This is a genomic window from Bacillus sp. XF8, assembly GCF_017498755.1.
Classification (GTDB): Bacteria; Bacillota; Bacilli; order Bacillales; family Bacillaceae_G; genus Bacillus_A; species Bacillus_A bingmayongensis.
In genome coordinates this window covers 75,822-101,184 of the sequence record NZ_JAGDQK010000019.1, presented here as the reverse complement: position 1 = coordinate 101,184, position 25,363 = coordinate 75,822, and the positions used below count along the sequence as shown (strand labels likewise).

The following is a 25,363-nucleotide window of genomic DNA, read 5'->3' as shown; positions in this document are numbered from 1 at the left end:
AATCTCATACCAATCAAGATTTTACGTGCAGCCATTCCCCGGCTAACTTCTTTACTTTCGCCGAATTTTCAGGTGAGAGTCTTACGGCCTGCGAAAAGTGATAAACCAGATAATTTGGATTCTAGTAATCATTACCTTCCTCCATAGAGAACTAAATTTTACTGTTACTGCTTAGAATTCACTATATTAGTAGCTTCACCATTCATACGCTGCTTTTTCAAATCAAAGTATATATCTAATATATCCTTTCCAATTAATGAATTAATACCGCCTTTATCATTATGAACCCAAGGCACTACTACAGAAAATGCTATTTCCGGATTATCATATGGAGCATATCCAACTAATGTTAAATTGTAACACTCAATACGTTCTCCCTTCTCATTCCTTCCAATTTCACTATCTCCTCCATATACTGTTTGAGCTGTTCCTGTTTTCCCAGCTGGTTTATATGGAGCCTTTTGGAAATATTTCACACCCGTTCCATCGCCTTCTTGAAATACCCATCTAAAGCCTTCTTTTACTCGATCAATATACTCCGATTTCACATCCACTCGATTTAACACAACAGGTTCTATAGATTGTACAACTTTCCCAATCTCTTCTTTTTTTGTTGTTTGTTCTCGAATCTCTTGGACAATTTGAGGCTGCATTCGATATCCATCATTTGCAATGGTTGAAATATATTGTGCCAATTGTAGTGGTGTATACGTGTCATACTGCCCAATAGAATAATCTAATAAAAATCCAGGCTGGCTATCTTTCTGCCTTGTTTGCCCAGTTATTTCATTCGGTAAATTGATTCCTGTTGGGACGCCTAAACCAAATTGTTTAAAATAATAACGCATTGTGTCAAATGCCGCTTGTTTAATGTCCAATGAACTATTTGGTATATAATTCACTCCAGCTATTTGTAGCGCTGTATGAAACATGTATACATTAGATGATACTTGTAAAGCTCTTAAGTCATTAATATTTCCAAATCCAGATACATTCCATGATTTTTTAACTCTCGTACCTTTAAACTTCATAGGTGTGTCATAAAATTGAGTCCCAGGTTGTATAGCTCCTGTTTGGTATCCAGTTAATAAAGTAGCACCTTTAACAGCTGATCCTAACTCATAAGAAGTTACCATGTTGCCTAAAGCAAAATCTTCTACTTCCGCTTTCCCATCTTTTTCTACAAATCTCTTACCAGCCATAGATAAAAGTTGTCCGGTTTTTGGATCCATCATGACAACAAAAGCACGATCCAGTAATGGTTCTGAACTCTTAAAAGCTTTTAAATGTTTTTCTATACTTTCTTCTACTTTCTTTTGTAACTCCATATCAATTGTTAAAGTTAAATTGTTACCACTTTTTCCTTTAGAGACTGTTTCCGTTTGAATAACATTTCCTGCTTTATCAATATTATTTTTAACTTCTTTTTTTGTTCCATGTAATACATCTTCATATCGTTGCTCAATATAACTTTTTCCCACGCGATCGTTCCGATTATATCCGCGGACCAAATAAGAATCTAAGTGTTCTTTTGGCAATCCTTCTTCAGCACTTGTTATATTCCCTAATACCGAACGAAATAGATTGCCATTTACATAATTTCGTTCCCAATCAACTGTCGCATCTATCCCTGGAAATTTTGCTAAGTTTTCACTTATCCTCGTATACTCTTGCTCTGTCACGTCTTTTTTAATAATTTGTGGTGTCATTTGATAACCAGAACTCATTTTACTTTTAATAACTAACACTTTTAAGTCTTGTGGCGTGAGTTCTGCTAATTCTTCTTCTGTGATGCGCTTTCGTCTTAACTCTTCGATTCTCTTGTCTAACTCTTTCCCTTCTATACCCTTTTCTCTTAATTCTTCCTCGTCTTGCTTCGTGACCTTTGCTTTGGCACGCTTCTTATTTAATTGCATCCAAAAATCTTTTTTATCTATTTCAGTTAGTTTATTTATGTCTTCTTCTGATATTTCAAGTATATTTGCAATATCTTTAGCAGTTTTTAAAATGTCTTCAGAGCTTACTCCCTTAAACCTTGTATACGTAATCGTACGAAGTGCTCTATTATCAACAACCGGTTTCCCTTCTCGATCATAAATTTTCCCACGTGGAACTGGAATACTCATTGTTGCATTCTCATTTTTTTCCACTTGATTTTTATAAGTCTCTCCGTCAACAATTTGTACTTTTCCTAGCTGAACAATAATAGCCGAAAATAGTATAAATACGCAGAAAAAAAGAATGTTTAATCGGATAGATATCGATGTCTTCTGCTTCTTTCCTGTTTGTTTTTTCATAAATCCTCCATATTTTAATGAATTTCGTTCAGATTACAGTTTTGTATGCAAATTTTCGCATACGTTATCCGCTCTTCATACAAAGAAAGCTAAAAAGTAGCGTTTCATTCATTGAATGCAACGAATAGGTGAAGATGGAATCGTTCCTCTATTTACATAAAGAATAAGAGAAACTGCATTCAATCATAAACAGTTCCCCTTATTTTTTATCAATATATCTAAAACAGGAGTTAGAGCGTTCCTTTATATTAAATGGCCGTCATATCACATTAACTTTCGTTATTTTTTAATAAATTCAATGTATGAGTAAATAAACGGTTATCTCCGGGATCTCCATGTCCTGGCACAATAATATTTATATCATTGTATTTCTTTTCTACTTTTTTAATTGCCTTTGACCAATTAGATACATATGAACCTGGAGTTCGTACAATCTCTTGTGTATCTAATGATTTTATTAAACATCCTCCAAATAGGATTTTATACTTTGGTAACCATACTGTAATGTTATCTTGTGTATGTCCTTTTCCTGGATAAAATGTTTCCACATTTATATCACCAAATCGCATATTATCGCGTTTCTTCAAGTCTCCAAGAGGCTTAGCAAAACCTTGTTTCTTTGCTAAATCAGCAGTTAAAGACGTACTGTGTACCTTGATGCCTTTTTTAGTCAACGTTTTAATTCCTCCTATACGATCGTCATGAGCATGTGTCACAATTGCTTCTGTAACCTCTTTTGTAGGAAATTGCTTTTTCAGCATTTGAAGCAGTTGTTCTGTAAGAGCATCATTCCAAGGTGTATCAATCAGTACGAGTCCTTTAGACGTTTCAAGAATTAAACCATTTGCAGGAATACGTGTTCCATTTACCTCCCCAATGCTTGTATGTATCCATACCTTTGGTTGCAACTGTGAAATGGATACATCTTTCTCTTGATCTTTATTTTTTATTTGCTCTACTTTTTCTGCAGCCTGTACAGGAAATATTGAACTAGCAAATTGGTTAAACCCCAATATAATTGCGCATAGACCTACTTTTAATATCATTTTCTTTTTCATTATCATTGCTCCTTTCATTTCTCTAAAAGTGCTATTACACTTAATAGACAATCCAAATGATAAAGTTGTTCCCACATTTACAAAAAAAATAATAAATTTTAATATAGAATAGAATGTTGGTAAGGGAGGATTTTATGTTACATAAAAAATCGAAAAGGTGGATAATTTTGGCGGTTTTATTCATTTTAGGAGTTGTTTTGATGTTTTTATTCAAAACGAGTTTTATATCGTTTACTATTACAACTTCTTCAGCTGAAAGAGGAAAAATTATTGACCAAAATAGAGTCATACTAGCCACAAATAAAAAAGTAAAATCTTTGTATTATGTCTATAATAATGGTTGTCCAACCAATCAAGAAGTAGCAAAGATATCAAGTTTTTTAAATCAGTTTTCATCCAAGTTTAACCATAAAATTTCAGAAGATGACATACATTCACAATTCCAAAAATCTTGTAAACATCATGATAAAAATGAAATACGATTACATTCAAACTTAAATGATAAAGAGTTCACATTTATAAACGAAAATAACTTTCAAAATGTAATAGTAAAAAATGAGTGGATGCGTGTTTATCCACATCATGAAATTGCTTCACAAGTAATTGGGTATGTAGACTATGAAAAAAACAACTCTGATTCTAATTATGTTCCTGTTGGTAAAAACGGAGTTGAACTTCAGTATGAAAACGATTTAAAAGGGAAACCAGGAAAAACTCTCACTTTTAAAATAAAAAACAAAAAGTTCTTATGGAACATACAAAGTCCTCAAAGAGGAAAGGATATTCAGTTAGCACTAGACTATAAACTTCAGCAAAAAACAGAAGAAACACTAAGATCCCAAATTCAGAAAACACCCGATGCTACTGCTGGTTATGCTGTCGTGATAGATGTTAAAACTGGAGAAATATTAACTATGGCTAACTCGCCAATTTTTGATCCAAATATATTCAATACACCTTTATCATCTTCTGAAAAAGAAAACATCAAATTACTTTCTCAAAATAAAACAATCCAAAAATTAAAGTATGGTGATTCCTATGTAAATATGGCATCCACTATAAAACCGCTTACTATATTAATTGGGTTAAACGAAAAACTTTTTCAACCTGAAGATACGTATTTAGATAAAGGTCGCTTTCAGTATAATAATCAAAATAACATCACCAATGCTGCTGGAACTCCAACTGGTGAGATTACACCGAGTCAAGCTATCATTAATTCATCAAATACATTTATGACAGCAAAAGTAGCAATCCCATTATTCAACAAAAATAATGGGAATTTAGAAAAAGTAGCAACCTTGTGGACAAACTATTTAAAACAATTCGGCCTTCGCTCCAAAACGGGGATTGATTTACCCTTTGAAGAAGAAGGACAATATAAGTTGCATGCATCTAGTAAGTTTGAGAGTGGAATTTCTGCCCTATTGAATGCTTCTTGGGGCGCAAATGAAGTGCACACTCCTCTCCAACTCGCTCATTATGCAGCTACTCTTGCAAATAAAGGAGACAAATACAAACCTCAAATCGTACATGCTATTATGGAAAATGACGATAAAAAAACGAAAGAATTTAAACCACTTTTAGAAAGTTCTAATCGTTATCCTTCAAGTTCTTGGAATGTCTTACAAAGTGGAATGAGTCAAAATATACAAGAGATTAAAAGCTTGCCCTTTGATGTTGCTGGTAAAACGGGAATAACAGGTTCGCCAAACGAACAAGAAAAAGTTATCAATCATTCTCTATTTATTTCATATGCTCCTACTAAAAATCCGCAAATTGCTGTTTCTGTCATTATTCCTGGTGGTAATTCTGAAACAAATAGTGCAGCCCTTGTTGCAGCGGAAATTTTAAAGGATTGGCATACTCTTCAAAAAGAAATTAAAAAATAAAGAGAAAGGTTCACTTTATTGAACCCTTCTCTTTTACCATATAGAATCTATACTCTTTATTTTCCACATACCATCATTTTGTTTTTCAAAAACGAAAGAATACTGGATATCTATTGAAACATGATCTTCTTTTACATAGCCAGTATAACCATTCAGTGTAGTTATTTTTATATATCCATCATTCTTCACTTTCTCCGGAATCCATGCTTTTACAGTTTCGTTGGATACCCGATATAAAACGCGTGAATCCTGTTTTGGTTGAGTTAAAATTTTTGTTTCTTCACCAACAACAGTAGCATATAAAAAACGTTCCTGCTTCTTTTGGTTACTTTCTGCCAACCCACTAGGTATTTTATATACTGTTTTCGTATCATTCACAAATTCTCCCCCCATTGCAAGAGCTACTTGTAAATCATGAAAAATACTATCATCAAACTTCCATTCATTTTTACTATACTGTTCTCCTTTAAAAACAAATTCTTCATCCAGTACTCTATATAAATCGTTCTTATTTTTTAAGCTCGTGTTTTGATTTAATTCCTCTATAAATTGTTTTAGTGATTGATCTTGATTGGATTCATCTTTCATCTTCACTTCAATTTGAGTACTACTTTGCACAGGCGGTTCATTTTTTCCAAGCCAGAATTGTTGGAAGTTAAACAGCACAGCCGTAAAAACTAGAACAGCTGCGACAGTGAATGTCTTTATACGAAATGGCTTTCTAAATTTAGGATAATCTTTCTCCCTATTTTGGTATATAGATTGTTTTATTTTGTAAATAAATTCCTCTTCGTCTTGAGGCTGTTTCATCGGCCCACTTTTTAATTCTTTATACCAATTCGGCTTTCTATCATTGTTCATAATTCATCCTCCGCTAATATTTTTGAAACTCGTGCACGAGCTCGATGCAGCCTAGATTTCACAGTTCCAATAGACACCCCTAATGTTTCAGCAATTTCATCATAAGATAATTCATATTTTGCATCTAATATTAATACTTCACGATGTTTTTGTGGCAATTTTAATACAATATCCCAAACTTCATTCATAGTTTCTTTTTGCAAAAATTGTTTTTCTGCTGAAGGATATTCCTTATCATTCCGAAAGAAACTTACTAAAGAAATTCTCTTAAAATAAGAGGACTTCAAATAATTTAAAGCTGTATTCCTTGTAATTTTTAATAACCATGTCCTAACAGATGACTCATTTCGAAATGAATCCCACTTTTTAAATACTTTTATAAACACCTCTTGCGTTATATCATCTGATAAATGTGTATCTTTTGTAATTATAAATGAATAATTCCATACAACTTGCCAGTACTCTCTTATAACATAATCAATTTCGTCATGATTGCAATTTTCAATAACCTTATGTTCCATCTCAACACCTTAAGCTTATTTGCATAAGCATAAACACCTTTCCTCATGTTTTTATAATTGACTCCATTATATAGACAAGACAAAAGCTTCTTTTGTTCCATTTTCTATTAAAAATTATACTTAAGAGTTTTGTCATCAAAATCCCAGATACTTGTCTGCAATCTTTTAACATTTGACACACGAATTGCATCTCTTTTTCAAGTACTCACATATCCAATTACTTGTATAGAATCTACCATTACTGTGCAACAGGTTGTATCATTTGGAAGTATGTACATTCACCCTATATGTGGATAGAATTATCATTTCATGTCTATTTTGCTTAGCGTAGTTTTCAAAAATACTAACGATACCTATCACCAACAAGTTAAGATTGAGTCCCCAAAGGACTTTCTCTCATGTTGTTTACATGTTTCATATTATTTGTGTTTGTTTAAACATTTACTCTTACCAATTAAATAAAAAAGTACACCACTACAGATCGTGTGATGTACTTTTTTCATATATTATAGACAAGACATTGATATTAAAAAACTTTATGACACTTCTATATCTTTTATTTCCTTTTTTAATTAGGACTTCTGATACGCAGACTTCGATGATTTCACATAATAAACAGCATGCTCTGATTTTAAAATATGATCTGGCTTCGGTTTCCCACGACTTGCTCTATGACCAGCTAAATGCTCTTCACTTGTCTCCCAGTTTTTCCATGCCTCTTCAGATTCCCAGCGAATCATTACAACGACTTCTTCGTCTCCTCTTCTCGCTTTCTTAACGAGAACACTTAAATCGATAAATCCTTCAAATTTTTCAATAATGCCTTCTCCAGAAAAACGCTGAACAACAAGATCTGAAGTCCCTTCTTTAACTGTAATTGTTTTTGTTTCAATAAACATATATTCCACTCCCTTTATTTACAAATCATATTCGTATTTCTTTATTATAAATGATTATGATAATTACTTTCAATTAAAATGATTAAGCTGATTTTTCTTGAATGGATTCATCAAGAAATTTAAAATACGGAAGCACTATTCCAGCTAAAGAAGTTACACATATGATAGATCCGATTAATACATATAGCGCCCTTACTCCCCACAATTCACTCAATATTCCTCCAATTAAAACACCTAGTGGCATCGCACCCCTTATTAAAAATAAGCGTACCGAAAATACTTTCCCCATCATATCATTTGGCACAGTTTGCTGGCATATTGTCGTGTTATGAACATTAAAAAACGCCATACATACACCCGCTACAACTTCGATAATGACCGCTATAATGACGCTATGATTGAGACCTAATGAAATGTAGGTTATGCCACCTATTAATAACGCCCCAAGCATGAGAAGACGCCGACTACGATGCTGCACTTTCCCAACAAGTATAGAGCCAATAACATATCCAAGGGGAAAGCCTGCCATAAAATATCCAAAATCAGCAAAACTTGCCGATAGTTCATCAATTATATATGGAAGATTGATAACCATCGTTACGCCGACTCCAAATTGAACAAATGTGAGAAAAACACCTAACCAAACGATAATGGGTTGTTTGAAATAATATGCGAATCCTTCAATAGATTGCTTTAACCAACTTTTACGAACAGTTTGAGCTACTCTATGTTCCTGGATAAACAATAGTAAAGTACCACTTATAAATAGAAGAAAACAAACGAAAAATAAAGTTAGCTTTACTCCTATAAACTCAACAACAATTCCCCCTAAGACAGGAGCTAAAAACATCATAAGACGAACCATACCATCAATATAAGCGTTCGCTGTTTGTAACTCTTCCTTAGATACAATTGTTGGTGTAATTGCTTGATTTGCTGGTACATAAAGTGGCGTGATAAGACCAACTATGATTTGTACAACAAAAATATGCCACGTCTCTACACTTCCAGCGGTCATCATCAATAGAGGGAGTAAAAAAGCTAATCCACGTGTCCACTGAGATACAATCATAATCCGTTTCCGGCTCCACTTATCAATGAAAGGACCAATGACAAGTTGTAAAAGAAGCGATGGGATAAAGTAAAGTAGCCACATACTTCCTAAGGCCATTTTTGAGCCCGTTAATTGATAAATAAGAATGGAATTACATAGTGTACCGAATGCGCCGCCTAATTCAGAAATCGCACTACCAACCCACATAAAGAAGAACGATCGATTTCTTAAAATGTTTTTCCTCATTTCGCACCAACTTTTCTTTTTAGTTCTCCTCCTATTGTGCGTATTCTAGAAAGGTAAAATATTTTTACCTTTTGATGTAAATTAACGATTTAAATAGATTTCCAGCTCTTTCGATATAACCTCTACTGCTTTCTTTTTCAAAACATACTTTGCATCTTGAATATCAACTAACTTCGCTGATCTTAAAATTTTCAAATGATGATGAATGGTCGATTTACCAAGATTTAATTGTTCCGTTATCTCCTGTAATGTACGGTCCTTTTCAAACAATAATTTTACGATGCGTAACCTCGCTTCATCGCCAAGTGCCTTATGTTTATGAACTAAAAAATAACTTGGCTCATATGGATCTTCTGGATGTATACTTTCATTTGCAATTGGATAATGAAATATTTTTGTATCTTCTATATCAGCTTCGATGTTCCAGGGCCGATACGTATATTGCGGGATAAGCAGAACATAATGTACACTTGGCTCTGGAAAATATGTAACACCGCCCGTTGCCCATTCAACAAACTCTTCTGGTTGCATCTTTTCATTCATTTCACGTTTCATTTCATAGTCTTGTTTTAGTATGCGTGATAGCTTTTCTATTTCAGGTTCAATAACAGCTTCATACCAGCCTGTCATAACAGCGATGAGATGTTCTTTCAGCTGTTTTATATCCGCTTGACATATGAAAGCAATATAAGCAGGAAAAAATGGATTACTACTTGTGATTTCTTGTAACTCCCGGACTGCTTCTATCTCTCCATTTGCTGCGTTCTTTCTCATTTCTTGATATTTATGGCCAACAAACGGAATGCATATATACTTGAAATCCTCTTTTGATAACGAGTTGATATACTGGTTAAACGCAGGTAAATCCGTAAAATCTTCTTGATATAATAGTTGCAGCAGCGCTTTCCACGTATTATGTTTCTCCACGAAATGTAAATGCTCTATCATTTCCGTTGACAATAATTGTCTGATCTCCTCCCACTCACTTGGAGATTTTTCTAGCGTATCAATTAGCCCTGTATTCGTGATGGCCGCAATTCCGAGTGCACATTCAAAAAGGATTGAATACTTTACTTGAACGTCATATGTCTCTCTTTTTCTACTTGTCAAATTCAATACTTCCATTCTATCCCTCCTTATTTTGCTATGTATCAAATTCTACAAATATCGAATTTAACCTTCTATGATTTTAGAATTTTTAAAATAAATTAACAAAACAAAATTATATTATCAATTTATAGATATAATTAATGTTATAATATTATAAAAGTTTCGGAGGGGAACATGATGAAAGGAATTAAAAAGGAGATACAAACAAATGACCGAGCGATTAGTTATACACATATAGAAATGGGTTTCAAAACGATTTGCTTTATGTTTTCAGGTTCAGGTTACAATTACGATAAACCCTTGTTTTATTATTCGACGATGTTAATGCTCCAAAACAAAATCGATGTTGTCCATATTCATTACTCCTATGATAAGCAAACAATGAAAAAAACGATTGAAGAAATAACCAAAATAATGATGGATGATATTAATCCTGTGATTTTAGATGTTTTAAAAAATGGGCAATACAGTAATTCGATTTTTTTAGGAAAATCACTCGGAACAATTCCAATTGCAAATGACTTAATGAAGAGAGAGGAATTCTTAAAGTCAAAAATGATTTTACTCACCCCTCTAATAAATTTCGATTCGATTTTTGACTCAATATTGAATAGTCATCATCAAGGGCTTTTCGTTATCGGGGATAAAGACCATTATTACAACGCAAATCAAATTGACCAATTAAGTAAATCAAATGTAACGATTGATGTTATCCAAAATGCAAACCACTCCTTAAATGTTGGAGAATTTGAAACAGCCCATTCAATTTCAGTTGTTTCAAGAGTGATGGAAAAACTTCAAGAAACCGTTAGGAATTGCTAAAATATATATATAAAAGGATAGTAATTGTGTCATAGCCATCCAGTAAAAAATATAAACTACCTGCCCCAATTCAGCATAGGGAACAGGTAGTTTATTTTTTCACTCCGATCTACAACAGTAATCCAATTCATCACGGTATACTGCTAATTCTTTAATCATTTATCCAATTTCCAGATTCATGAAAATAATACTTTTTACTATCGTTAACGTAAATACATAAAGGCATAAAATCATAATTTCACGACTTGTAAAAAAAGAGCATTACGTGGTGAGTTGTTAAAAAGAAAATAGCCTAATAAAAAAGGTTTAGGAATACAGATTGCTAGTCCTAAATAAAACATCATACATAATTGACTAAAAGCGGGCTGAAGATAAACCGTGACGATAGCTTGTAAAATAGCAATTATGACAGAAGCTATAATGAAGCGAACTAAAAGTATTACGTTGATTTTACTACTCTAAGCGATATCACCAGTAGGCATTTGAGACAAATGCACTTCAATGTAAAAGGTGCTGAAAAGAGCTTAAATAGTGTCTCAAAACTCATCTTTAAATCAAATTCTCAATTCAACTCGTGTTATGGAGTTTTGAGAATCCCTTAGCGTATAAAAACGTTAAAATGTGCGTCCTACCCCTTATTGAATGGAGGAATCTTTACCGCAATAATTACAGCACAAACAAAAAAAGCCGCATTTGCGACTCATGAACTTATAGAACTAACGCATGCGTTAGTTGAATTACTTACCGTTTAATCGCATCAACAATTAGCGATGGAAAACCAAGTTTATCTCCTTGATTTCTAGAATCATACCTTTTTGAACGGAAAATAACACCATCGTTCGCATCCCATTCGTTGTAATAAAATTGCCCATTTTCATCACAATATTCAAGTAAAACTACTTCAAATCCAGCAGTTTCAAACATTTTAGTTAATGTTTTATAATTATGAACTATTTTATGGCTTGCAGCTGGATGGTCTTTAGGTCCAGGTCCGCCTACTTTAACTATATTTTGGTAGGTTTCATCTGGGAAAAATGCATCAGGGACGCCACAACGAATATGACCTGATGGTTTTAAAAATTCATAACAAATTTTAGCTGCTTTTACACCTTCTTCAAAAGTAAGATGTTCCCATACATGCTCAGCTAAAATAGCTGAAATGGAATTATATTCAAATCTTTCTTCCCAGGTATTTTCAACTAATAAGTTAAGTTCATCTTCTTGAGTTTGAATCCAACCTGGATTATTGTTAAATGCTCCAGCTCCAACTACTACTTTAATTTCGTTTTGTTTTATTACCATCATTTTCACCTCATAAGAACTTTAATTCATTTGTTTTATTCTTATCAGAAATTCTAACTACTCTTTCTTTCTCTTTCATATAAAAAACGTCGTAATGAAATCCGTCATTCAACCTAACACGATTTTCTAGCATTCTGTTTTCCCCTTAAACTCCCAATTTACAAGAACACTTTTCCTTAAACGGTTGCTGTCTCTTTATTTACTAACATCTGCATTGTTAGTTTAATGTACAGTTTCTTGTTTTTCTACTAGCATGTAATCCATTAAGCTAGATTTTTATATAAAAAACAATTTGATATATGCAAATTAACTAGTATTTTAGCTTGATAAACATAAGATTTATCCACCTATAATCAAATCGGCCTTCTGTTTCGGAAATTCCGTCCTCAAATAAAAATCTTCTGCTTTCCAATATCTCCGCTCAAACTTGGCGCGATTCCTTTTTGTTTCCTCACTTTCGCGGAGAAATCTTTCTTCTCTTGAGCAATTTAAATACACCATATAATCAAAGTGTTCCCGCCACTCTTTTCGCTGAAGAAAAACTCCTTCTATTATAATTGTACAAGGATTCGGGATGATTATCTCTTTCGTTTCACACAAATCCGTTTGATCATTATAGAACGGAAGGTTTAGCTGATTTTCCATCCTTAATTGTTGAAACAGATGCTTTTGTAACCATTCCACGTCCCATTGTAATTGATAATACTCATACCACTCTTCATATTCAGTATCATAACGTTTATTGTGCTCTACAATATGATCATCGATATGAAAAATATAAAACGGAATACCTTCTTTTTTCATATCACCTTCTAACTGCTTGACTAGTGTTGTTTTACCTGAACGACTTAAACCATCTATACCTAAAATCCACCGTTCACTTTTATTTTGTGAAACAAGATCTAATAACTCTTTCAAACCATTATCCTCGCCACTCTTCGTTTAATAATGAATATATTACGGTATCATGAGCAACACTGTTTTGAATCATATATTTTCGAAGTAATCCTTCCTCTTGAAATCCAGCTCTTTTCAATAAACGATGTGAGGATTCATTTTCTGTATACACAACCGCGGCGATTCTGATGAACTGCATGGTTTCAAATCCATATGTAACAATTGCTTGCAAAGCCTCAGATGCATAGCCTTTTCCCCAATATGTATCATCTAGTTCATAACCGATTTCGGCTCTTTTATGATTTTGATTGATTAAATGAAATCCACATGTACCGATTAATTGATTTGTTCCTTTTAATTCGATTCCCCAGCGAATAACATTCCCCTCTTCATATCTTTTTCTAAATGTCTGAATCGTATGTTTCACCTGTTCCATATTTTGAAAAGACTCCATACCAAAATAACGAATAACAGATTCCTTCTCAAAATAATGAAACATTGTTTCCGCGTCTAATAGTGTTAATTCTCGTAATTTTAAACGCTCTGTTTCTAAAATTGGAAACCCCATTCTCTTTTCTCCCTCTACTCTAATGAGCTGCAAATTTCGATGTAATTACCATCTGGATCAGACACATAAGCGATCGTCTGCCCCCATGGTTTTGTGATTGGCTCCACTAATACTTTTACACCTTGTCCTCTTAATTCCGAAATTGTTTCGTTCACATCCTCTACAACAAATCCAATTTCAAAATGAGAGGATTCTAATGCACCCTTTGGAATGGGTAATCCCGTTAACTCTCGTACGTCCTCTCTACTATTCAACGCTAAAATCGTCACTCCCGTATCAAATTCAATGTATGTACCATGTTCACCCTTTATTGGCAAATGTAAAAGATCTTTATAAAACCGTAAACATTCATCGTATTTCTCTACATATAAAATCATATATTTCATTTTTACATTCATCATTCTTCCCCCTCTCAAACCTACATCTAAATTTTCGACAAATAGTCCGAAAAACCTTGTTTAAACAAAAAAAGAAGACCGATTTCTCGGTCTTAAACATATTGGCATAAAACAGGAGATTGGTTTGGACATAACCAGCTCATACATTGATTATATTTTATTTTTTCTGAATTTTAAATATAACAATCAATAATTTATATTGAGAAACTTTTTAGAAGAAACCATTAAATGGAACTACTTTTGCATAAATTTCCTCATATAAACAAATGCTACAAATGGAGGTGTATACATATGGAACCAATGCTTTGTCCAAGTTGTAAAACAAACCGTACACGCTTTAATATTCTTGAACAACAAGTAAAACCTGTCAAACTAAACCCACAAACAGGACAAATTGAAGAAGAATACACAAACGAAACAATGAATGCTTTTCATATGAACTATCAAGGGCCTACATACCGTGTGCAATGTGCTGTATGTGGACTAGTTGAAAACCCAGAGCAGTTTATTAAACCTGCACAAAACCAATCATTTTAACACTTGAAAACCTGATTCGTCCTTTACGATCCAAAAGGTAACATAAAAAATCTCATTACCTTTTGGATTATCTATCAATTACTCGCGTTGCAACGTTTTTCATTCTCAATATACTATTACAACTTACTATACATTTACTTCCCCCTTAAATACAGGCAATTGCCCAAGAACAAGTAAATCAATTATGATATGTAGTGGCATGAATGGATCCTATGATCATATACACTCATCACCCCCCGTTCGAAGTAACATTTAATGAAATGAAACAAACTAAGTCATTTACAAAACTTCTTTTTTTAATTCTCGTATCTTCCAAAATAACCTTATTAATACATATACATCTATACACCCGCAAATCCCTAGAATAAGTTTTATCCAAATAGGACTATTGACCGAAGGCCCTAAGTAATTCAAATACATACCTGGTATCATAAGAGCAAAGATAAGTGCAAGGAATCTCATTAAATCCATCATTTTTTCAATCTTCGTTTCTTTTCCAGAATAAATTTCCGGTAATTCATTCTCATCACCTACTTCTTTAGAAAAATAGTGCCATTTCGTAAAGCTTGTCACATGCTTCCAGCCAGACATCTCATATATTTCAATGTATTCTTTTTGATTCATTTGTGAGTTTCGATTATCTAGTTTGAAATCGGCTTTATAAACAACATCCTTCGGCTCCGTTTTCTTGAATGTGTACATAAAATTGCGGTTTTGGAACGCCCAGCCCTTTTGGTGCATTTTTCTTAAATACGCCTCTTCTTTTTCTAGGTTCCACGCCGCAAAAAATTTAAATGTCTTCTTTATCTCCATACTATCTTCACTCCCCTAAAATACTATTCCCATTTTGAACAGAACGTTGTAACCTTTTAAATTCAAGTTCTAACACTTCTCTACCAAATGGGGTTAACACATAACATTTCTTTCTATCTGTAGATGCTACTTCAACAATTAGTTTTTCTTTCAATAACTTTGTTGTGTTTCCATATAACGTACCAGGCCCGAGTTTTACTTCTCCATTCGTCATTTCTTCTACCATCTGCATAATCCCATAGCCATGCATAGGCTTTACTAATGACAACAAAATATAATACGTTGCCTCTGTTAATGGAATATATTTCTGTGCTTTCACACTCATTATAACTACCTCCGATACATCGACATATGATATATCGACTAACGATACATCGTATATCGATATTGTATATCGTATTCCAAATAAATACAAATAAAAAAGTTACTTTTGGAGAATTTAATATTTATTTTATACAAAAATATTATTATATAAATTTTCAGAAAAATTTGTTAAAATATAACAAATACAATTCCCTACTCTTTGAAAGGATGATACTTATGATAAGTAGATTAAAAGAAAATATAAGTTCGGTGTTTGTCGGAAAAGAAAATGTGGTTGATTTACTCCTTGTTTCATTACTTGCAGATGGTCATGTGTTACTTGAGGATGTGCCTGGAACAGGAAAAACATTACTTGCGAAAACAATTGCAAAAAGTATTGGTGGCGGGTTTTCTCGTGTTCAATTTACTCCCGATGTGCTACCAAGTGACGTGACAGGAATTGAATATTTCAATCCTAAAACGAGTGAATTCGAGCTAAGATTCGGACCAGTCATGACAAATATATTATTAGCAGATGAGATAAACCGTGCTATGCCTAGAACGCAATCTAGTTTATTAGAAGCGATGGAAGAGCGCCAAGTGACTCTCGAAAAGCAGTCCACCCTTCTTCCTAAACCTTTTTTTGTTATTGCAACGCAAAATCCAATTGAATCACAAGGGACTTTCCCTCTTCCAGATGCACAGCTAGATCGTTTTTTAATGACCATTTCAATTGGCTATCCTTCTCCAGAAGACGAACTAAAAATGATGCGCCGTTTTCGAAATAACAAACCTTTAGATAGCATTCGTTCTGTTATCACTTTAGAAGATATTTTACAAGTACAACAAAAAGTAAAAGAAATATATGTATCCGAACCATTAGAGCACTATATCATTCAACTAGCCAACGCTTCGCGTAATCATGATTATATTGCCAACGGTGTTAGTCCGCGCGCAACCCTTGCCTTAGTCAGAGCGGTACAAGCATTAGCCTTTTTACATGGTCGTGAATACTGTACGCCTGAAGATATACAATTCTTACTTCCTTACGTATGGAAACATCGTCTCATTTTATCAATGGAGGGTGCTCTGCGCACGACAAAACAGAAGTTAATTGAAAGTATTTTAACTGACGTAGACGTTCCTGTGGAGATCGAGCAATCATGAATTATACACGCATTGTAACCGTTCCATTATTTTTCCAGCATCATATTATTAAATTAACGATTCCAATAGCTCTATTTCTAGCATTCTATGTACCTAGTTCATTTTTAGTTTTTCCATTTTTGTTTTACTATTTATTTGCTTATTTTATTTATCGATATACAGCTTACATAGATCAGCATTTTCAAATTATCGATAAAAAACAAACATCACGCTTATTTCCCAATGAAACGGGAAGTTTATCGATTCATTTGCAAAATAAAGCAAAACTTCCTTTAGTAAATGGAACTTGTTTTTTACATATTAACCCAACCTTAGTTCCACATCCAACTACTGGAGTTGAGCAAATATCTAAAACTTTATTTTCCTTTCGCTTTTCACAACCTGCAAAGTCAGAGCAAAAATGGGAATTATCGTTTACTGCTACAAAACGTGGTGTTTTTAAAATTGAGCAATTTGAATGTATTATAGGTGATCCCTTTCATATCATTCAAGTTCACCTACCTACAGTAGACAAATTAAAGACTGAAATTATTGTTTACCCTACTTTAAAGCGTATTGTAGGTTTGCAGGAGATACACCAACTGGCAATAGGTACTTATAAAACAAACTTTTCCTATTTTCATGATGAATCCTCTATTGTTGGCATAAAGCAATATGAAAGAGAATCATTTCGAAGCATCCATTGGAAAGCGTCCGCTAAAATGCAAAGTTTACAAGCGAAACAATATGAAGCGATAAAAAATTACAGCTGGACAATATCTCTTTACTTAGGGGCAGATCGCGGGTTTGGTTGGAAAGAGAATATCGAGGATCTTATTTCTTATACAACGTATTTATGTCAATTTGCAACAGAGAAAAATATTCCTTTTGAATTATTTGTTAGCGTATTTACTGAAGAAGGACCTTTACATCTCGCATTAAATGAAGGTCACGTGCAATATGCGAAGGCATTAGAAGAACTTGCCCGCATTTCAGAGGATAGCACTTTACTCCCTCGTGAAAGTTTCCTGCACTATTTGAATAGGAAAAAAGAGCGTTCTTCTATACTGTTTTTTGTCGGAGTACAAAAAACGAATTTACCAAATACGACACAGCAAACGTATCTCATCACTGATGAAGGGATGGTGGAACAATTTGAAAACATGGCTTCATTACGTTAATGACTTTCTCTTGTTACTCCTTCTTTGTATGCTAACAGAACGAGGAGAAATTGTTCACATCATACTCTTCCTGACTATTAGTTTTATTTGCATTATTTTCATCAATAAAATAAAGAGTAATAAACGAACCGCCTTGCTTGTACTCTTCTTCGTACAAATTATACTTTGTTATGTATTTTCTATTTTTTCTATCGTTGGTTCCATCTTACTTCCGTTTTTCTTTTTTATCGTACATACAAGAGAAGATATTACACCCTATCATAAAATGCTAGGTGCATTTTTATGGTTCCTTGTCTCCTTTATTCTTCATGCGATGAAACTACCTTCTACATGGGAACTTGGATTATTTGCCCTATTTATTTTGCTGTCACTTTGGATTACAAGTTATAACAAAAATCAAAAATTAATTCGTTTTTTATCAATCGCAGTAATAGGTACAGCTAGCCTTTTATTCTTGCCTTTGATTCCTTATATACGCATCGTACTCTCGTACCTTTTCTATTGGGTATCACTTGGTTTCGGCTATGGCATTGAAGCTTTATTATCTATTACAAATCCGAATGATGCTACAGACGCAATCGAAAAACTAGGTGATTTCGGTACAAACATACCACCAAGTGAAAATTATAACCCTTTAGTTGCTCAATCCATTACAGCTAGCTTGATTGGTCTATTTGCCGTGTTTGTAATTTGGAAGCTTTACAAAAAAAGAAAATCCTTTCATTTAGGAAATATCTCTTTCTATAACCCTAGCACAATGATTGCAGAGGAGGGAATTTTACAAAAACAAAGACGGGTTACACGTCCACCTACTAATACCATTCGCAAAGAAATTTTCAAATTAGAAAAAAAGTTGAAACCACCTTTAAACAGAAATCGTGGTGAAACGGTTGACGCGTGGATGGAGCGAATTCGAAAAGAAGAAGGTGTCTCTATTCAATCCGGTACAATTATAGAAACGTACAACGCCGTCCGATATGCTGATCAGGAAAATCAAGAACTCTTCCGGCAATTTAAAGAAGAAGTAAATAAACTATACGCCTATCAAAAGACGTTAAAAAAGAAGAAAAAATAAAATGAAACCTTGATTACTCTATTTTAGAGTTATCGAGGTTTCATTTATTGCGTGAAGATCTTTATTTATTATTCACTTCGTGTCCTTCATACATTTTAATATCCAAAGGAGCCGTTAAAAATTGATTTGCTTTACTAACGAAAGAAGTAAAATGTTCACTTGCATTATGGCTAGCAACTGCTTCTGCATCTTGCCAAACTTCTACCATTGTATACACATTTTCTTTTTCAGTATCTTGAAATAAATCATATGATACATTGCCACTTTCTTCTCTTGAAGCACGAATTAACGGTTGAATTTCTTCTACAAATGCTTGTTTTTTTGCTAAGTCTACTTGAAATACTGCGTGAATAATGATCATGGTACTTCCCCTCTCATCTTCTACGTACTTTTACAAAATTACTTCCACTGAGCAATTTTATCAATCGGTAAACGAACTGATTTGTATCCACTATCAGCTGCTTTTCCAATTGAAATCAACATAACTGGTACATAGCGGTCTTTCTCTAATCCGAAAGCTTCTGCAATTTTATCTTTCTCAAAACCACCAATTGGACATGTGTCGTATCCATGAGCGCGAGCCGCCAACATAAGTTGCATAGCCGCAAGACCACCATCAATTAAAACTGTATCTTTCATCACTTCTGGTGTAACTGTAGAGAAATAAGCTGAAAGTTTCCCCATTTGATCTTCTTTCACTTCAGCTGGCATGTAACCACGTTCAACTGCTGTACCATAAATCTCTTCTGCGTTATCAAAGTTTTGTAAATCACCAAATACAGCGATCATTGCTGATGATGTTTCTACTTGAAGCTGATTGAATTTAGCAAGCGGCGCAAGTGTTGCTTTTCCTTCCGCACTATCAATCACAAGAAAGCGCCATGGCTGCATATTAACTGAAGACGGTGCAAGTGTTGCCTCTGTCAGAATTTCTGTCATTTCTTCTTTACTAATTTTCACAGATGTATCGTATTTACGAATCGAACGACGTCCTGTCAGAATTTCTGTAAAGTCATTTGTTTTTGTTACGTTACTCATAGGTGTATTCTCCTTTTGTTATCTCATATTTAAACTTCTTTTATATTTTCTTGAATGCGATTTAACATATTTAAAAGGTTATCACGCTCTTCCTCACTTAAACCTTTTAGCGCTGAAGCTGCAAAACGCTCTTTCTCCTCTTGAAAGGCATGAATTTTATTTCGGCCATCTTTCGTAAGAGAGACTAAAGTAATCCTGTTATCATCTGGATTTTTACGTCTTGTAATCATTCCATTTGCTTCAAGTTGCTTTAAATGCCGCGTAATCGCTGCATTATCAATATTCACTTCTTTTTGAAGTGCTTTTTGACTAATTTCATCTACTTCATATAACTGAAGTATAAGCTCAAGCCTAGATTGGCTCATACCTGTACAACCTTCAAACTTTGAACTCACTTCTTTATTAAGAAAGTGTAATTTATATAAAATAATCGCTTCCTTTGAGCATGAACTTGTCAATTTACCCCTCCTTTGCAAAGGCATTATATAATCAATTGACATATCAATAATTGATACATCAATTAATATACCCGATTAGAATTTATAATGCAATCATTTTGTTTTTGTTTATTTTTTGTCGACAATAAAAAATTAAACCTCTTTGCTTTTACAAAGAGGTTTAATCCTTTCGCTCAAATTATAAATTTCTCTCTAACAATATTCACACCTGTTCTGCAACGACACGAGATGGTTCATTTAATTCATTCGTGAAATACGATTCTACAATTCCTACAATAGCTACTCCTAAAAATTGAATAATGACATCTTTATTTAACCCTTGCTTTTCTCTGAACCTTTACTGCCAGTTAATGCGGGATAAATTGCATGTATATATAAACTTTAATGTCAACCAGCATTAGTATTCTCAACCTGTTAATTTCCCAAAATTCAGCACTTTACCACATTACAAATGACAAAAAATTCCCTATAATAGAAATACCTTAAAAGACTGGAGAGTGATTGTAATGCGGCAATTTATTATTACAAGAAATGAGGAAATGAACATGAAAAACGAAATGAGGATTTTAATACATGAAAACAATAAATACAGGGATTGTAGCGCATGTAGACGCTGGAAAGACGAGTTTGACTGAGCGTATTCTATATGAAACTAATGTAATTCAGGAAATTGGTCAAGTAGATAAAGGAAGCACACAAACAGATTCGATGGAGTTAGAAAAACAACGAGGCATCACAATTAAGGCTTCTGTTGTTTCATTTTTCATACATGATATAAAGGTAAATTTAATAGATACACCTGGTCATGCTGATTTCATTGCCGAGGTAGAACGATCTTTTTGCGTTCTAGATGGAGCCATTTTAGTGATATCTGCAGTAGAAGGTGTTCAAGCGCAGACTAAAATTTTAATGAACACTCTGCAAAAACTACGTATTCCAACGATTTTATTTATAAATAAAATCGACCGTAGTGGTGCTGAAACAACGAAAGTCATTCAACAAATACGAGATATGCTTACGAATCAAGTACTCCCACTATATAAAGTAAAAAATGAAGGAACAAAAGATGCGTATATTCTTCAAAACAAAGTACATGCTCATGTATATGATGAATATATTGAACTTTTAGCATCACATAATGAATCGTTACTTGAATCCTATGTAAATGGCGAAGTATTGCATGAAGACGCTTTAAGAAATGAATTATGTGATCAGATTCAGCATGCAAATGTATATCCAATCTTTTTCGGTTCAGCAATGACTGGAATAGGAATCACAGAGTTACTCGAAAGCATTTCAGTAATGATTCCTCAAAATGATTGTGACGATGATAGAAATACGCCTTTATCTGGTATTGTTTTTAAAATTGAAAGAGTGCCTACCGGAGAAAAAATTGCATACGTGCGAATATTCTCCGGTTGTTTACACGTAAGAAAATATATTGATATCACTCGAAAACAAAGTGACTTTAAGACCATTTCACATAAAGAAAAAATAAAAAAGCTTCATATATTTCATAATGGAAACGCTGTGCAATCTCCTATCGCTGGCACGGGAGAATTTTGTAAAGTATGGGGACTTAGCAACATTAGAATCGGTGATGTGATAGGTGAATGGTCAGATAAAATGAAAGACATTCACTTTGCAGAGCCTCAAATGGAAGCTGCAATTGAAGCACGGTCAAAAAAGAAAAATCATGACCTATATCAAGCATTGGTGGAACTATCGGAAGAAGATCCACTTATAAAAGTAGTAAAGGATGATATTCACAACGAAATCTATATTCGGCTTTTTGGTGAAATTCAAAAAGAAGTGATTGAAACAACTTTAAAGGAAAAATATAATTTGGCTGTTTCTTTTTCAGATACAAGAATTGTTTGCATAGAAAAGCCAATTGGAGTCGGAAACGCATTAGAAATAATGGGTGAAAAAGATAACCCTTTCTATGCAACAATTGGTTTTCACATTCAACGTGGTACAACAGGTTCTGGTATCACTTATAACTTAGAAGTCGAGCTAGGTTCATTGCCTTTAGCATTTCATAAAGCGATTGAAGACACAGTATTCCAAACGTTAAAACAAGGCTTATATGGATGGAAAGTCACTGATATCGTCGTAACATTAACGCATACCGGCTATGCAAGTCCAGTAACGACAGCTGGTGATTTTAGAAAACTAACGCCTCTTGTCTTAATGGATGCTTTAAAGCAAGCCGGAACGACCGTATATGAACCAGTAAATGAATTTGAATTAACAGTGCCAGCAAATTCAATCAGTACTGCAATGTATAAATTATCAGCAATACACGCTGCTTTCACAGAACCTGTACTGCATAACGATTTCTTTCATTTAACAGGAACATTGCCAATGGCCAAAACAGAGAACTTTAAGCGTGGCCTACATTCTTTTACGGAAGGTGAAGGTGTCTTTATCGCTAGACCTTGCGGGTATAGTAAAATCGAATCAAAATTCCCATCGCGAAAACGAGTAGACTATAATCCACTGAATCGAAAAGATTATTTACTGCATGTGCTTCGTGCTTACTAAGTGAAGATACTAGCATGCTCTGTTGTTCCCATAATCAACATCCTTTTATATTTAATTGTTAAAAGAAAACAAATTTATCAACTTGAGCATATAAAATAAAAAACAGAGAATCTAAAGAAAGTTTAATTCCTTAGATTCTCTGTTTCTATAATATTTCATGAGCAATATGACACTTTTATCGGGGCGTTTAAAGTAGCGTAACTAAGTAGAGAATTTATTATCAAATTATACTTGAAAACCAATTACTTTCCATTCATCGACAACATCCCAGAAATTTAAATTGTACTTAGGTGACTTATTTTTAAACCACAAGGTTGAATTTTCATTTATACAATTCTCACCATCAATTGCTACATAAGCACCCATTCCGTTTGAAAAGAAGCCAAAAGTTGAATTTACATCCATTTTAATGGGTTCATCTAATTCTTCGATAATGCCCTAATCATATTCATAGAAATTTGATACTTTATCTTCGGGAACTACCCCCATAGTATGACTGGCATAATAGTAGAAACCATTATGCTTTCAACTCGTGTTCCGAAACTTCACAAACAGGAAATAAAAAGAGCGCTCTATCCAGATAAGCTCGAAAAACAAGGTTTTGTAAACAAGCTGATCTTTCACAAATTATTAGTGAAAAGTGAAGCCATTAATTGTCTCTTGGCTAATTGTTGATGATAGCATATTTATTATTCCCGAAGAACATTTGATCCCATAAACCCTCAGCTTTATAAATTTTTTTCACACCATTCAATTCATGAGTCAGGTGAACATCCCCTAAGATACGAGTATAGGTAGGGTTAGCCCCTGACTTTTTGGCTATCAAAGCCTCAGTAGAATCCAAATTGTCTAATAAACTTATTGAAACAATATCCCTATTTCTAATAAATTCTACTGTAAAAGACTCAAAACTTGAAATAGGTTGAAGGTATATTAAATGGTTATCCATAAACTTTTTAGTTTCGGGATGTTCTATAATATTTTCTCTCTGAATTTTAGTAAGAGATTGATCGTCCGATATTATTTTTCCATCTTTAGCTAACATAAACACAGGCAACCTTTTGTAGTTATAATTCTTCTCAGCAATAATGTCGCAAGCAATGATGTCAAAACCATCAACTTTAGCTCTTCCCCAATACCAATGATTCATCAATTTCTCCATGCCGATATTGCCCCAGTTATGATCATGGTAACCACTCCCATTTAATTGAATCATTTTATCACCAATAGTCAAAGTAGCTTCGATTGTCGCGGATGGTTGAGCAATAAACCATGCAAAGAAGTGCTCATCTTGGTCTCCGTAGAACCAATGACCGGTGTTTGGACGCCACATCGGTAATTTTGACGTCATTACAGCATGATATTTAATATATCCTTCTTCAAAATGAAGGATATATTGTCCATCTTGGTATTTGAGATAGGATTTGTTGATATTGACATCACAAATATCTTTTTTAGCGTTAATCCTGCTGCCTTTAGCCTCTTGAGAAGACATAAGGGTTTTGGTGCCATCAGGATGTGTAATATCAATATGGACTGTAGGCCATGCTGGTCCAAGAACATCAAAGTGATTTTTGGTGTAAAAGGTAGTCACTACAGTTGTTCCGTCCTCAAATTCGGCATCAGTATACCACCACTCAAAAGAACCCTCCCTTCCGTCTGTGCGCATGCCATCCTCTTTTGGCTGCGGTTCTGTAGGATGAATGTTTAATTTTCTATAAGTTTCCTCATCATTTGCCAACCTAACTTGTTCTACGTTTACACTCATTTTAACAACCTCCATTTTGTAATGTGCTAACGACCGAAAACTAATGATTGTAATAAAATTGACAATTGTAATGTTTCTTGTATAAAGTATTGAAAAAAACACCATATAATATATTATAATTTTATAAATATATTTTTGTTTATTATCTTTCGTATTATTGAAGTTTATGTTTTTTAAAGAATAAAAGATTTTATAATTTTGATCTTCAGTTTCAGGTGATAATTTTTTCAGCCAGTAATATAGTTGATGAACTGGTAGGTTCTGTTTTTGACACCAGGAAACTATTGATAATCCACTGTTTTTATAGTCTTGAATATAAGTTTCCCATTCTTTCTTTAATAGGTGCCTTTTCATAAAAAAACTCCACATGTAGTATGTAAGGAGATTATCTCATGGGCTATTTACAAATAGTAGGTGGGGAATATTTGACGCCTACCTTATTAATTTAACATAGACTAAGAAGTCGATTGTCAGCAGACAATCGACTTCTTAGTTAAGTATGGTTTATGTAACCCTTTTTAGAAAATCTTAAAAATAGCGACGGTTCACTTGCATTCATACAGCAATTTGCA

The 25,363-nt window shown here is 33.7% G+C and carries 25 protein-coding genes and 1 pseudogene; 7 read left to right on the top strand and 19 right to left on the bottom strand.

Features of this window, described 5'->3' with window-relative positions; genetic code table 11:
* Window positions 1-164: 164 nt before the first annotated feature.
* A complete protein-coding gene (locus tag J4P91_RS12715) occupies window positions 165-2,297 on the bottom strand; it encodes a peptidoglycan D,D-transpeptidase FtsI family protein (RefSeq protein WP_207994416.1) in 2,133 nt (710 codons plus the stop codon).
* A 269-nt stretch (window positions 2,298-2,566) separates the two neighbouring features.
* Complete coding sequence (gene bla, locus J4P91_RS12710; RefSeq protein WP_207994415.1) at window positions 2,567-3,355, bottom strand: subclass B1 metallo-beta-lactamase; 789 nt, start codon at window positions 3,353-3,355, stop codon at window positions 2,567-2,569.
* A gap of 134 nt (window positions 3,356-3,489) precedes the next feature.
* Between bla and J4P91_RS12705 the strand changes: the two genes are divergently transcribed.
* Window positions 3,490-5,247 carry a peptidoglycan D,D-transpeptidase FtsI family protein gene (locus tag J4P91_RS12705; RefSeq protein WP_207994414.1) on the top strand — a complete coding sequence of 586 codons (1,758 nt, stop codon included), beginning with the start codon at window positions 3,490-3,492 and terminating at the stop codon, window positions 5,245-5,247.
* Window positions 5,248-5,280: 33 nt separating this feature from the next.
* Here the strand turns inward: J4P91_RS12705 and J4P91_RS12700 are convergent, their stop codons facing one another.
* From J4P91_RS12700 to J4P91_RS12680, 5 genes and pseudogenes are all read right to left on the bottom strand, one after another.
* The gene (locus J4P91_RS12700) at window positions 5,281-6,108 is read right to left on the bottom strand and encodes an SH3 domain-containing protein (protein WP_207994413.1); all 828 of its coding nucleotides are present in this window, start codon (window positions 6,106-6,108) and stop codon (window positions 5,281-5,283) included.
* Entirely contained in the window at window positions 6,105-6,629 is a 525-nt protein-coding gene (locus J4P91_RS12695) for an RNA polymerase sigma factor (protein WP_207994412.1), read from the bottom strand. The genes J4P91_RS12700 and J4P91_RS12695 overlap by 4 nt, the downstream gene beginning before the upstream one ends.
* Window positions 6,630-7,201: 572 nt before the next feature.
* Complete coding sequence (locus tag J4P91_RS12690) at window positions 7,202-7,528, bottom strand: antibiotic biosynthesis monooxygenase family protein (protein ID WP_207994411.1); 327 nt, start codon at window positions 7,526-7,528, stop codon at window positions 7,202-7,204.
* An 82-nt stretch (window positions 7,529-7,610) separates the two neighbouring features.
* Window positions 7,611-8,852: pseudogene (locus tag J4P91_RS12685) on the bottom strand (MFS transporter); the annotation flags it as partial.
* 57 nt (window positions 8,853-8,909) lie between these two features.
* Window positions 8,910-9,953, bottom strand: a complete 1,044-nt coding sequence (locus J4P91_RS12680) for an ArsR/SmtB family transcription factor (protein ID WP_207994409.1) — start codon at window positions 9,951-9,953, stop codon at window positions 8,910-8,912.
* A 162-nt stretch (window positions 9,954-10,115) separates the two neighbouring features.
* Here J4P91_RS12680 and J4P91_RS12675 point away from each other — a divergent pair, with 162 nt between their 5' ends.
* A complete protein-coding gene (locus J4P91_RS12675; RefSeq protein WP_207994494.1) occupies window positions 10,116-10,760 on the top strand; it encodes an alpha/beta family hydrolase in 645 nt (214 codons plus the stop codon).
* A gap of 741 nt (window positions 10,761-11,501) precedes the next feature.
* On the opposite strand, the gene J4P91_RS12670 is transcribed toward J4P91_RS12675, so the two are convergent.
* The 5 genes from J4P91_RS12670 to J4P91_RS12655 form a co-directional block, all read right to left on the bottom strand.
* A complete protein-coding gene (locus tag J4P91_RS12670; RefSeq protein WP_207994408.1) occupies window positions 11,502-12,065 on the bottom strand; it encodes a class I SAM-dependent methyltransferase in 564 nt (187 codons plus the stop codon).
* A gap of 7 nt (window positions 12,066-12,072) precedes the next feature.
* Complete coding sequence (locus tag J4P91_RS29410) at window positions 12,073-12,195, bottom strand: hypothetical protein (protein WP_279538608.1); 123 nt, start codon at window positions 12,193-12,195, stop codon at window positions 12,073-12,075.
* Between the two features lie 206 nt (window positions 12,196-12,401).
* Window positions 12,402-12,980, bottom strand: a complete 579-nt coding sequence (locus tag J4P91_RS12665) for a kinase (protein ID WP_207994407.1) — start codon at window positions 12,978-12,980, stop codon at window positions 12,402-12,404.
* Between the two features lie 4 nt (window positions 12,981-12,984).
* Complete coding sequence (locus tag J4P91_RS12660) at window positions 12,985-13,527, bottom strand: GNAT family N-acetyltransferase (protein ID WP_207994406.1); 543 nt, start codon at window positions 13,525-13,527, stop codon at window positions 12,985-12,987.
* A gap of 14 nt (window positions 13,528-13,541) precedes the next feature.
* A complete protein-coding gene (locus tag J4P91_RS12655; protein ID WP_207994405.1) occupies window positions 13,542-13,925 on the bottom strand; it encodes a VOC family protein in 384 nt (127 codons plus the stop codon).
* Window positions 13,926-14,216: 291 nt separating this feature from the next.
* Here J4P91_RS12655 and J4P91_RS12650 point away from each other — a divergent pair, with 291 nt between their 5' ends.
* Window positions 14,217-14,462: a DNA alkylation repair protein gene (locus J4P91_RS12650; protein ID WP_207994404.1), complete on the top strand. Its 246-nt coding sequence runs from the start codon at window positions 14,217-14,219 to the stop codon at window positions 14,460-14,462.
* Between the two features lie 279 nt (window positions 14,463-14,741).
* Here the strand turns inward: J4P91_RS12650 and J4P91_RS12645 are convergent, their stop codons facing one another.
* Together J4P91_RS12645 and J4P91_RS12640 are read right to left on the bottom strand one after the other, a co-directional pair.
* Entirely contained in the window at window positions 14,742-15,275 is a 534-nt protein-coding gene (locus J4P91_RS12645) for a DUF2812 domain-containing protein (RefSeq protein ID WP_207994403.1), read from the bottom strand.
* 7 nt (window positions 15,276-15,282) lie between these two features.
* On the bottom strand, window positions 15,283-15,600 hold the full coding sequence (locus J4P91_RS12640; RefSeq protein ID WP_017151876.1) for a PadR family transcriptional regulator: 318 nt from the start codon (window positions 15,598-15,600) through the stop codon (window positions 15,283-15,285).
* Window positions 15,601-15,815: 215 nt separating this feature from the next.
* Here J4P91_RS12640 and J4P91_RS12635 point away from each other — a divergent pair, with 215 nt between their 5' ends.
* The 3 genes from J4P91_RS12635 to J4P91_RS12625 are packed head-to-tail and all read left to right on the top strand — an operon-like array spanning window position 15,816 to window position 18,980.
* Window positions 15,816-16,745 carry an AAA family ATPase gene (locus J4P91_RS12635; protein WP_207994402.1) on the top strand — a complete coding sequence of 310 codons (930 nt, stop codon included), beginning with the start codon at window positions 15,816-15,818 and terminating at the stop codon, window positions 16,743-16,745.
* Window positions 16,742-17,905, top strand: coding sequence for a DUF58 domain-containing protein (locus J4P91_RS12630; protein ID WP_207994401.1), 1,164 nt, complete (start codon window positions 16,742-16,744; stop codon window positions 17,903-17,905). The genes J4P91_RS12635 and J4P91_RS12630 overlap by 4 nt, the downstream gene beginning before the upstream one ends.
* Window positions 17,880-18,980, top strand: a complete 1,101-nt coding sequence (locus J4P91_RS12625) for a DUF4018 domain-containing protein (RefSeq protein ID WP_207994400.1) — start codon at window positions 17,880-17,882, stop codon at window positions 18,978-18,980. The genes J4P91_RS12630 and J4P91_RS12625 overlap by 26 nt, the downstream gene beginning before the upstream one ends.
* A gap of 61 nt (window positions 18,981-19,041) precedes the next feature.
* Here J4P91_RS12625 and J4P91_RS12620 read toward each other — a convergent pair whose 3' ends face one another.
* Genes J4P91_RS12620 through J4P91_RS12610 form a run of 3 tightly spaced genes read right to left on the bottom strand, consistent with a single transcriptional unit; the run spans window position 19,042 to window position 20,476 of the window.
* Complete coding sequence (locus J4P91_RS12620; protein WP_207994399.1) at window positions 19,042-19,341, bottom strand: putative quinol monooxygenase; 300 nt, start codon at window positions 19,339-19,341, stop codon at window positions 19,042-19,044.
* 38 nt (window positions 19,342-19,379) lie between these two features.
* Window positions 19,380-20,018, bottom strand: coding sequence for a nitroreductase family protein (locus J4P91_RS12615; RefSeq protein ID WP_017151871.1), 639 nt, complete (start codon window positions 20,016-20,018; stop codon window positions 19,380-19,382).
* Window positions 20,019-20,047: 29 nt separating this feature from the next.
* Window positions 20,048-20,476 carry a MarR family winged helix-turn-helix transcriptional regulator gene (locus J4P91_RS12610; RefSeq protein ID WP_017151870.1) on the bottom strand — a complete coding sequence of 143 codons (429 nt, stop codon included), beginning with the start codon at window positions 20,474-20,476 and terminating at the stop codon, window positions 20,048-20,050.
* 573 nt (window positions 20,477-21,049) lie between these two features.
* Here J4P91_RS12610 and tet point away from each other — a divergent pair.
* Window positions 21,050-23,023 carry a tetracycline resistance ribosomal protection protein gene (tet, locus tag J4P91_RS12605; RefSeq protein ID WP_207994398.1) on the top strand — a complete coding sequence of 658 codons (1,974 nt, stop codon included), beginning with the start codon at window positions 21,050-21,052 and terminating at the stop codon, window positions 23,021-23,023.
* A gap of 225 nt (window positions 23,024-23,248) precedes the next feature.
* Here the strand turns inward: tet and J4P91_RS12600 are convergent, their stop codons facing one another.
* Window positions 23,249-23,428 (bottom strand): hypothetical protein, encoded by a 180-nt coding sequence (locus J4P91_RS12600; RefSeq protein ID WP_207994397.1) that lies wholly within the window; start codon window positions 23,426-23,428, stop codon window positions 23,249-23,251.
* Window positions 23,429-23,687: 259 nt separating this feature from the next.
* Complete coding sequence (gene tnpA, locus J4P91_RS12595) at window positions 23,688-25,145, bottom strand: IS66 family insertion sequence element accessory protein TnpA (protein WP_243763831.1); 1,458 nt, start codon at window positions 25,143-25,145, stop codon at window positions 23,688-23,690.
* Window positions 25,146-25,363: the final 218 nt, after the last annotated feature.

Bases quoted from the DNA above. Each gene is read 5' to 3' on its own strand.
- J4P91_RS12715 (WP_207994416.1), bottom strand. From the start codon at position 2,297: ATGAAAAAACAAACAGGAAAGAAGCAGAAGACATCGATATCTATCCGA.
- bla (WP_207994415.1), bottom strand. From the start codon at position 3,355: ATGAAAAAGAAAATGATATTAAAAGTAGGTCTATGCGCAATTATATTG.
- J4P91_RS12705 (WP_207994414.1), top strand. From the start codon at position 3,490: ATGTTACATAAAAAATCGAAAAGGTGGATAATTTTGGCGGTTTTATTC.
- J4P91_RS12700 (WP_207994413.1), bottom strand. From the start codon at position 6,108: ATGAACAATGATAGAAAGCCGAATTGGTATAAAGAATTAAAAAGTGGG.
- J4P91_RS12695 (WP_207994412.1), bottom strand. From the start codon at position 6,629: ATGGAACATAAGGTTATTGAAAATTGCAATCATGACGAAATTGATTAT.
- J4P91_RS12690 (WP_207994411.1), bottom strand. From the start codon at position 7,528: ATGTTTATTGAAACAAAAACAATTACAGTTAAAGAAGGGACTTCAGAT.
- J4P91_RS12680 (WP_207994409.1), bottom strand. From the start codon at position 9,953: ATGGAAGTATTGAATTTGACAAGTAGAAAAAGAGAGACATATGACGTT.
- J4P91_RS12675 (WP_207994494.1), top strand. From the start codon at position 10,116: ATGAAAGGAATTAAAAAGGAGATACAAACAAATGACCGAGCGATTAGT.
- J4P91_RS12670 (WP_207994408.1), bottom strand. From the start codon at position 12,065: ATGATGGTAATAAAACAAAACGAAATTAAAGTAGTAGTTGGAGCTGGA.
- J4P91_RS29410 (WP_279538608.1), bottom strand. From the start codon at position 12,195: ATGCTAGAAAATCGTGTTAGGTTGAATGACGGATTTCATTACGACGTT.
- J4P91_RS12660 (WP_207994406.1), bottom strand. From the start codon at position 13,527: ATGGGGTTTCCAATTTTAGAAACAGAGCGTTTAAAATTACGAGAATTA.
- J4P91_RS12655 (WP_207994405.1), bottom strand. From the start codon at position 13,925: ATGAATGTAAAAATGAAATATATGATTTTATATGTAGAGAAATACGAT.
- J4P91_RS12650 (WP_207994404.1), top strand. From the start codon at position 14,217: ATGGAACCAATGCTTTGTCCAAGTTGTAAAACAAACCGTACACGCTTT.
- J4P91_RS12645 (WP_207994403.1), bottom strand. From the start codon at position 15,275: ATGGAGATAAAGAAGACATTTAAATTTTTTGCGGCGTGGAACCTAGAA.
- J4P91_RS12640 (WP_017151876.1), bottom strand. From the start codon at position 15,600: ATGAGTGTGAAAGCACAGAAATATATTCCATTAACAGAGGCAACGTAT.
- J4P91_RS12635 (WP_207994402.1), top strand. From the start codon at position 15,816: ATGATAAGTAGATTAAAAGAAAATATAAGTTCGGTGTTTGTCGGAAAA.
- J4P91_RS12630 (WP_207994401.1), top strand. From the start codon at position 16,742: ATGAATTATACACGCATTGTAACCGTTCCATTATTTTTCCAGCATCAT.
- J4P91_RS12620 (WP_207994399.1), bottom strand. From the start codon at position 19,341: ATGATCATTATTCACGCAGTATTTCAAGTAGACTTAGCAAAAAAACAA.
- J4P91_RS12615 (WP_017151871.1), bottom strand. From the start codon at position 20,018: ATGAGTAACGTAACAAAAACAAATGACTTTACAGAAATTCTGACAGGA.
- tet (WP_207994398.1), top strand. From the start codon at position 21,050: ATGAAAACAATAAATACAGGGATTGTAGCGCATGTAGACGCTGGAAAG.
- J4P91_RS12600 (WP_207994397.1), bottom strand. From the start codon at position 23,428: ATGGATGTAAATTCAACTTTTGGCTTCTTTTCAAACGGAATGGGTGCT.
- tnpA (WP_243763831.1), bottom strand. From the start codon at position 25,145: ATGAAAAGGCACCTATTAAAGAAAGAATGGGAAACTTATATTCAAGAC.